General features: G+C 67.4%; 6 protein-coding genes. 2 read left to right on the top strand and 4 right to left on the bottom strand.

Annotated features, from left to right (window positions below):
* The 3 genes from VHK87_RS00155 to VHK87_RS00145 form a co-directional block, all read right to left on the bottom strand.
* On the bottom strand, window positions 1–1,061 hold a 1,061-nt coding region (locus VHK87_RS00155), incomplete at its 3' end, for a hypothetical protein (RefSeq protein ID WP_329632876.1).
* 51 nt (window positions 1,062–1,112) lie between these two features.
* On the bottom strand, window positions 1,113–2,123 hold the full coding sequence (gene trxB, locus VHK87_RS00150) for a thioredoxin-disulfide reductase (protein WP_329632875.1): 1,011 nt from the start codon (window positions 2,121–2,123) through the stop codon (window positions 1,113–1,115).
* Between the two features lie 71 nt (window positions 2,124–2,194).
* A complete protein-coding gene (locus VHK87_RS00145; protein WP_329632874.1) occupies window positions 2,195–2,830 on the bottom strand; it encodes a pseudaminic acid biosynthesis-associated methylase in 636 nt (211 codons plus the stop codon).
* Between the two features lie 161 nt (window positions 2,831–2,991).
* Between VHK87_RS00145 and pseI the strand changes: the two genes are divergently transcribed.
* Complete coding sequence (pseI, locus tag VHK87_RS00140; RefSeq protein WP_329632873.1) at window positions 2,992–4,047, top strand: pseudaminic acid synthase; 1,056 nt, start codon at window positions 2,992–2,994, stop codon at window positions 4,045–4,047.
* Between the two features lie 315 nt (window positions 4,048–4,362).
* Window positions 4,363–7,215 carry a PAS domain S-box protein gene (locus VHK87_RS00135; protein ID WP_329632872.1) on the top strand — a complete coding sequence of 951 codons (2,853 nt, stop codon included), beginning with the start codon at window positions 4,363–4,365 and terminating at the stop codon, window positions 7,213–7,215.
* A gap of 142 nt (window positions 7,216–7,357) precedes the next feature.
* Here the strand turns inward: VHK87_RS00135 and VHK87_RS00130 are convergent.
* A partial coding sequence (locus tag VHK87_RS00130) for a WbqC family protein (RefSeq protein ID WP_329632871.1) occupies window positions 7,358–7,796 on the bottom strand: 439 nt, incomplete at its 5' end.

Below are 7,796 nucleotides of genomic sequence, written 5' to 3'. Positions count from 1 at the left end.
GCGCCGAACTTGGCCAGCTCCGAGGTCCAGCCGAGGGCCCCCTCGTAGACCTTGTTCCAGTACATCATCTGCCCCTCGGCCCGGGCGCCCAGGGCGATGAAGATCGGCAGGAGGTCCACCGGCAGGTAGGGCCAGGGGGCGGCCTCCACCTTCTGCAGGATGTGGCTGGTGAAGGGCTCGCGCACCCTCAGGCCGCCGTTGGCGTGCACCGACGACCAGCCGTTCTCGTGGCTCACCTCGACGCCGAACTTGGCGAAGGTGCGGTCGATCAGCGGGAACTGCTCGGGGTGGTCGTTGCGGACCTTGATCTCGCCGCCGGTGATCGCGCCCATGGCCAGGAAGGTGGCGATCTCGTGAAAGTCGTCGCCGAGGGTGAACTCGCAGCCGCCGAGCTCGTCCACGCCCTCGACCACCACCTCCGACGAGCCGCCCTGCACCTTGGCGCCCATGGCGTTCAGGAAGGCGCAGAACTCCTGCACGTGCGGCTCGGAGGCGGCGTTGGTCAGCCGGCTTGTGCCCTTCGCCGTGGCCGCGCACATGATGAAGTTCTCGGTGGTGGTCACCGAGGCGTAGTCCAGCCAGTGCTGCGCGGCCTGAAAGCCCTTGGGGATCGCCATGGTGATGGTGTCGCCGCGGCTGGAGACCTGGGCGCCGAATTGCTCGAACACCTCGATATGCGGATCGATCTCCCGCACGCCGAGCGTGCAGCCCTTGATCTCGTCCTCCAGGGCCATCTCGCCGAACAGCTTCATCAGCCCGGGGACGAGCATCAGGAACGAGCGCATGTCGGCGGCCGGCAGGGTGGCCGCCTCGCGGTTCAGCTGCCCGCCGTGCTGCACGCGAAGCGTGCCGGTCTCGAAATCCATGTCGACGCGGCTGCCCAGCTTGTCGAAGAAGGACAGGATCTTGCGCACGTCGGTGATGTCCGGGACCCGGTGCAGGGTCACCGGCTCGCGGGTCAAAAGGGTGCCGCACAGGATCGGCAGCACCGCATTCTTGTTGGCCGACGGCGTGATGGCGCCCTTCAGCGCCCGGCCGCCTTGGACGATCAGGTTGGTCATGGGCCGGGGGCCTCTCTTGAGGGGGCGGTCGCCGTCAGGATGCGGCCGAGCTTACCAGGCGCCGATCTTCTCGGCCTCGGCGTGGCTGATCGGCTTGTTGGCCTTGGCATGGTCTTGCTCGGCGAGGAAGCGGACCGCCTCCAGCGCGGCCATGCAGCCCATGCCGGCGGCGGTGACCGCCTGACGATACACGTCATCGGTAACGTCGCCGGCGGCATAGACGCCGGGCACCGCCGTCGAGGCCGTACCGGCCTTCACTTTCAGGTAGCCCGAGGAGTCCATCTCCAACTGGCCCTGGAACAGCTGCGAGGCCGGCGCGTGGCCGATGGCGATGAACACGCCGTCGGCGGGCAGCTCACGGGTCTCGCCGGTCTTGACGTTCTTCAGCCGCACGCCAGTCACGCCCATGGGGTCGGAGCCGCCCAGCACCTCGTCGATGGCGTTGTCCCAGACCACCTCGATCTTCGGGTGGGCGAACAGCCGCTCCTGCAGGATCTTCTCGGCCCGGAATTCATCTCTGCGGTGCACGACCGTGACCTTGGAGGCGAAGTTGGTGAGGAACAGGGCCTCCTCCACGGCGGTGTTGCCGCCGCCGACCACCACGACCTCCTTGCCGCGGTAGAAGAAGCCGTCGCAGGTCGCGCAGGCCGAGACGCCGAAGCCCTGGAACTTCTGCTCGCTCTCCAGGCCCAGCCACTTGGCCTGGGCGCCGGTGGCGATGATCAGGGTCTCGGCCAGCCACACCTCGCCGGAGTCGCAAACCGCCCGGAACGGCCGCCGGGAGAGGTCGACCTCGGTGACGATGTCGCTGACGATCTCGGTGCCGACGTGACGCGCCTGGGCCTCCATCTGCTCCATCAGCCAGGGGCCCTGAATGACGTCGGCGAAGCCGGGGTAGTTCTCCACGTCGGTGGTGATGGTCAGCTGGCCGCCCGGCTGGATGCCGGCGATCATCACCGGGTTCAGCAACGCCCGGGCGGCGTAGATCGCGGCGGTGTAGCCGGCGGGGCCCGAGCCGATGATCAGGCAGCGGGTGGTGCGGGGGGAAGCGTCCTTGGCCATGGGCCCCTATGTAGTGCGGATTCCGCCGCAGCGCGACGGGACAGGGGGGCGCAGTTTTACTCCCCGCCGTATCAGCTGCGCTTCTTGAACAGCCACCACGTGGCGTTGTCGCCGCCGGCCACGCGCTTCCAGAAGAAGCCGTAGTCCAGGAGCTCCAGATCGGGAAACCGGTCCATGTAGAGCCCGCCGAAATCGTTCTTGAACAGCAGCCCCTCTCGGCCCTGGTAGGTGATGGTCTCGGCCCTGGGCGAGAAATACTCCGAGCACAGGATGTACTTCGACGACACCCGGTGGATCTCGTCCATGGTGGCGGGCAGCTGCGCGGGATCGACGTGGATCAGCACCCCGGTGGTGAACGCCAGGTCCACGGCGCCGTCGGGCAGGGGGATGGAATCGCCGAAACCGGCGTAGAGCCGTTCGGCCGGCAGCACCTTCTCGGCCACGATGCGCTCGCGGGCGGTGGGGTTGGGCTCGATGGCGTGCAGCTGCACGTCCCAGAGGCTAGGCAGGACCCGCAGGTTGATGCCGAGGTTGCAGCCCACTTCGAGGATCGACTTCGGCGGATCGCCGGCGAAGGCGCGGCCCATCACCGCCCACATCTTCAGGCGGTCGCGCAGCGCCTGCGCGTCCGCCAGGTTCCGGCGGGTGTACTCGTCGCCGAACGCCCCGGCCCAGGCGTCCTTCGGCTTCAGGTCGGCGTCGGCCATGATGTGCTCCCCCAGGGCGGCTGTCCGCCGCCCGAATCATTTGCATCCACTGGTGCGGGATGCTGGCGAGACAACTCCCAAGGTTCGATTAAGCCATTCGCCGCGCCCTCTGCGACGACAGGGTTAACGACGATTTCAGCAGTTCGGCGTAGCCTCACGCCATGAGTTCCACGCCTGAAGTCGAGATCGCCGGCCGCAAGATCGGGGCGGGGCACGAGCCGTTCGTGATCTGCGAGCTGTCGGGCAACCACAACGGCAGCCTGGAGCGGGCGCTGACGATGATCGACGCCGCCGCCGAGACCGGCTGCGATGCGATCAAGATCCAGACCTACACGGCCGACACCATCACCATGGACGTGGACCGGCCGGAATTCCGCATCCACGGCGGCCTGTGGGACGGTCGCAGCCTCTATGAGCTCTATCAGGAGGCGCACACCCCCTTCGAATGGCACCCGGCCCTGTTCAAGCGGGCCGCCGAGCGGGGCGTCATCCTGTTCTCCAGCCCATTCGACGAGACCGCCGTCGACCTGCTCGCCGATCTCGGGGCGCCCGCCTACAAGATCGCCTCCTTCGAGGCGGTGGACCTGCCGCTGATCCGCTATGCGGCGGCAAAGGGAAAGCCGCTGATCATCTCCACCGGCATGGCCAATAGGGAGGAGATGGTCGCCGCCCGCGACGCCGCCCTCGAGGCCGGCGCGGCGGGCGTCATCATGCTGCACTGCGTCTCCAGCTATCCCGCGACCTTCGCCGACGCCAACGTGCGCACCGTGACCGACATGGCGGAGTGGCTGGGCGTGCCGATCGGGCTCTCCGACCACACGCCGGGCACCGCCGCCTCGGTAGCGGCCGTGGCGACGGGCGCGTGCGCCATCGAGAAGCATTTCACGCTCGCCCGCGCCGACGGCGGCCCGGACGCGGCCTTCAGCCTCGAGCCCGACGAGTTCTCCGCCCTGGTCCGCGACTGCAAGGACGCCTGGCGCGCGCTGGGGCAGGCGCACTACGACGTACTGGGCTCCGAGCGCGGCTCGCTGCTGTTCCGGCGCTCGCTCTACGTGACCTGCGACGTGCGGGCGGGCGAACCCCTGACCCGCGCCAACATCCGCTCCATCCGCCCCGGCAACGGCCTGCCGCCGGCCGACCTGGAGGCCGTGCTCGGCAGGCCCGCCGCCCGCGACCTCGCCCGCGGCGAGCCGCTGGCCTGGGACATGGTCGGCTAAGGGGCTGTACTCACAATCGGGCGCCCCGCAGCCTCCCTGAGCGCCGTCGTCTGCTCGACGATCGCAGACGGCGGCATTTAGTGGCCCGACGCTCGCAACCCTACTTGGTGAGATGACCAGGTTGCGGCCGCGGCCACCGCAATGCGATAGGTCTGCATCGTATCAACAGCGGTGCGCAGGTGGGTCTCCGGTCCCGTCCGCTTTACCGGATCAGCGCTGGGTTTAGGCACCTGACGGGAATAGGTGATCGGATGGGGCGCTGGCTTGGCTGACTCGGCAGCCCACCGAGGGCGCGACTTTCCGGGCGGCGGAGAGATGGGCGCGCGCATACGCGAAAAGGACTGGTCAGCGACTCCGATCGGGCCGCCGGACGGCTGGCCTCAGCCGCTGAAGACGCTCGTCGTCGTGATGCTCGCCGCGAACCAGCCGATGTTCATCGCCTGGGGCGCCGCGCGCACGCTTCTCTACAACGACGCCTACGCGGAGATCCTTGCCACGAAGCACCCGTCTGCACTCGGGGGGGACTTCCTCGAGGTGTGGAGCGAAATCAGGGACGACCTAGCGCCAATCGTCAACGACGCCTACGCCGGGCGTCCAGTCCACATGGACGACATCAAGCTGGTCATGGAGCGCCGGGGCTTCCCAGAGGAGACGCACTTCGCCTTCTCGTACACGCCTGTGCCCGATAAGACCGGCGCTATCGGCGGCTTCTTCTGCCCGTGCCGGGAGATTACCGGACAGGTTCTCGAGGCGCGGTCGCGCGCGTTCCGGCTCAAGATTGAGGAGCAGCTTCGGGCGCTGAGAAGCGCAGATGATGTCCTTCAGGCAGCGGTCACCCTCCTCGGCGAGCACTTGGGAGCGGACCGCGTCGGCTACGGCCAGGTCCTGGCGGACGATGCGACGATACGGCTGTCGCATTGCTATGCCAACGGGATGCAGCCGCTCATTGGCGAGTTTCCCCTCGCGGGCTTCGGGCCAAAACGGATCGCAAAGCAACGCCGCGGCGAGACGGAAGTCTGCTCGGACGTGCTGGAGGACCGGACGCAGGACCCAGCGGTCTGGAGGGCTATAGACACACGCGCGTTCGTGAGCGTCCCTCTGATCCGCGAGGCCCGCTTCAGAGCATCTCTCTACGTGAACATGCGCGATCCTCGCCGGTGGTCGGCCGATGAGGTTGCACTGATCAGCGAGGTCGCCTCACGCACGTGGGACGTCGTGGAGCGCAGCCAGGCTGAGGAGCGCTTGCGCGAAAGCGAAGCACGGTTTCGGCTGATGGCGGACGCCTCGCCGCAAATTGTCTGGGTCACGGACGCAGAAGGCCGGACTGAGTTCTTCAACAGGCGCTGGTTCGATTACACCGGCGCCAAGGTGGACCCTTCCTCCGCCGCCCAGGTCTCAGCCGATTTTGTACATCCAGACGACGCCGGATCCACGATGGCCGCGTTCGACGAGGCGCGCCGCACCGGCGGCGTGTTCGTCGTCGAGCATCGCATTCGGTCGAGCTCGGGAGAGTACCGTTGGTTCCTCGTCCGGGGCGAACCGCACCGGGACCCGCAGACTGGCGACATCACGCGCTGGTTCGGAGCCTCGGTCGATATCCATGACCGGCGCGAAGCCGAGGCGAGACTTCGCGAACTGAACGAAACTCTCGAGGCCCAGGTTGAGGCGCGCCTGGCGGAGCGCGACCGGCTGTGGACCCTGTCCCAGGACATGTTTGCGCGGGCCGACTACAGCGGGATGATGTCGGCCGTGAGCCCTGCATGGTCGAAGGTGCTGGGCTGGAGCGAGGCGGAGCTCCTGACCCGTGAGTACGCGACATTCATGCACCCGGAAGATATGGCTCCGACCCTCGCGGCCATTGCGGAGATGGGCGAGACTGGCCTGCCAGCCCGGTTCGAAAATCGCATCGCGACGAGGGACGGCGGTTGGAAGTGGATCGAGTGGACCGTCGCGCCCGAGCCGAATGGCGTCAACTTCGTCGCCGTTGGGCGTGATCTCAGTCTCGCCAAAGCGCGGGAGGCTGAACTTGCGGCGGCGCAGGAGGCGTTACGCCAGAGCCAGAAGATGGAGGCCATGGGTCAGCTGACCGGCGGTGTGGCTCACGATTTCAACAACCTGCTGATGCCGATCATCGGCAGTCTGGATATGCTCTCGCGCCGAGAGCTCGGCACCGAGCGTGAGCGTCGGATGATCGACGGCGCCCTCCAGTCGGCCGAGCGCGCCAAGACCCTAGTGCAGCGCCTGCTTGCATTCGCGCGCCGTCAGCCGCTGCAGCCGTCCTCCGTCGACCTGAAGCAGCTTGTCAGCAACATGGCCGACCTGATCGACAGCACGTCCGGCCCGAAGGTCGACGTTCGGGTGGACCTCGCCGATGGTCTGCCGCGTGCGCTGGCCGATCCTAATCAGCTTGAAATGGCGATCCTTAATCTTGCGGTGAACGCCCGTGACGCGATGCCCGACGGAGGCGTGCTTACCATCTCAGCCGCTCCCGACGCGGTGCAGGCTACGAACCCGTCCAACCTTCGCCTAGGCCACTACGTTCGGCTGACGATCACCGATACGGGGATCGGGATGGACGAACAGACACGGGCGCGGGCGGTTGAGCCGTTCTTCTCGACAAAAGGCATCGGCAAGGGCACGGGGCTCGGCCTCTCCATGGTCCATGGGCTGGCTTCGCAACTCGGCGGGGGCCTGACGATCGACAGTCGCCCGGGGGGCGGAACCAGTGTGAGCCTGTGGCTGCCGATCAGCACCGGCGCGACAGATTCGCCATCGGGCCCGCCGGACAATGCCGAGGCACGCGCAGCAGCTGGCACCGTGCTCCTGGTGGACGACGAGGAACTCGTGCGCATGACGACCTCCGACATGCTGGTGGACTTAGGCTTCGAGGTCGTCGAGGCGAGTTCCGGCGAGGAGGCGCTCGAGCTACTGCAGAGGGGGCTCGCCCCCGATCTGCTCCTGACGGATCACCTGATGCCGGGAGTGAATGGCGCGGACCTGGCGCGCCGGGCCAGAGCCGATCGGCCAGATCTCCCAGTCCTCATTGTGTCTGGCTATGCGGAAGCCGAGGGGCTGGCTACGGACCTTCCCGGACTCACCAAGCCCTTCAGGAATGCGGAGCTCGCCGCGAAGCTGGTTTCCCTGGGCGTGATGTGCTCTGCCGCCTAAGCCGTTTGGGTGAATTGACGGGTCTGTGGCGGCGTAGCTCGGACCTGCGATGCTCGAGCAGGATTTCGGCTGCGTCCGTGCGCCTCCCCATCGTCGACATTCGCGCCATCCGCTTACCCGCCGGTCTTATGAGGACGCGCCCCTAGGCCGCAGCCTTCATTGCGCCGATCAGGTCCCTGAGCCCGCTCCAGCCCAGGTTCATCAAGGCGTCGACGAACGACATGTAGGGGACGAAGTCCTTGCGCCCCTGCGGATAGTCCACCTGGACGAAGCCCTGGAACCTTGAGGGGAAGCCGGCGGCGCTGAAGACGCCGTCCTCCTCCATGTACTCGGCGCTTCCCATCGGAGAGAGGTAGCTGTCCGCCCCGACCGCGCGGCAGATCTCCAGCAGGTGATCCGAGCGCTTGCCTTGGGCGCCTAGCTCGGTGGCGCGGCGGAAGCTGGCGGCGAGCCCCAGCTCGGCTGCGGCGGCCTCGACGATGTCGATGTTGAGGTCGGCGAGCTTGCCGTCCTGGTGGGCGACGAGCTGGTGCTCCAGGAAGGCCAACCCCTCCGTCGCGCCGGGCCGCCCGGCGTAGGCG

Origin of the sequence: Phenylobacterium sp. (genome assembly GCF_036263695.1) — a bacterium.
Lineage (GTDB): Bacteria > Pseudomonadota > Alphaproteobacteria > Caulobacterales > Caulobacteraceae > Phenylobacterium.
This window is presented reverse-complemented; position numbering and strand designations above follow the sequence as displayed.

Excerpts from the sequence above, each read along its gene's own strand:
- VHK87_RS00145 (WP_329632874.1), bottom strand. The coding sequence starts at position 2,830 with ATGGCCGACGCCGACCTGAAGCCGAAGGACGCCTGGGCCGGGGCGTTC.
- pseI (WP_329632873.1), top strand. The coding sequence starts at position 2,992 with ATGAGTTCCACGCCTGAAGTCGAGATCGCCGGCCGCAAGATCGGGGCG.
- trxB (WP_329632875.1), bottom strand. The coding sequence starts at position 2,123 with ATGGCCAAGGACGCTTCCCCCCGCACCACCCGCTGCCTGATCATCGGC.
- VHK87_RS00135 (WP_329632872.1), top strand. The coding sequence starts at position 4,363 with ATGGGCGCGCGCATACGCGAAAAGGACTGGTCAGCGACTCCGATCGGG.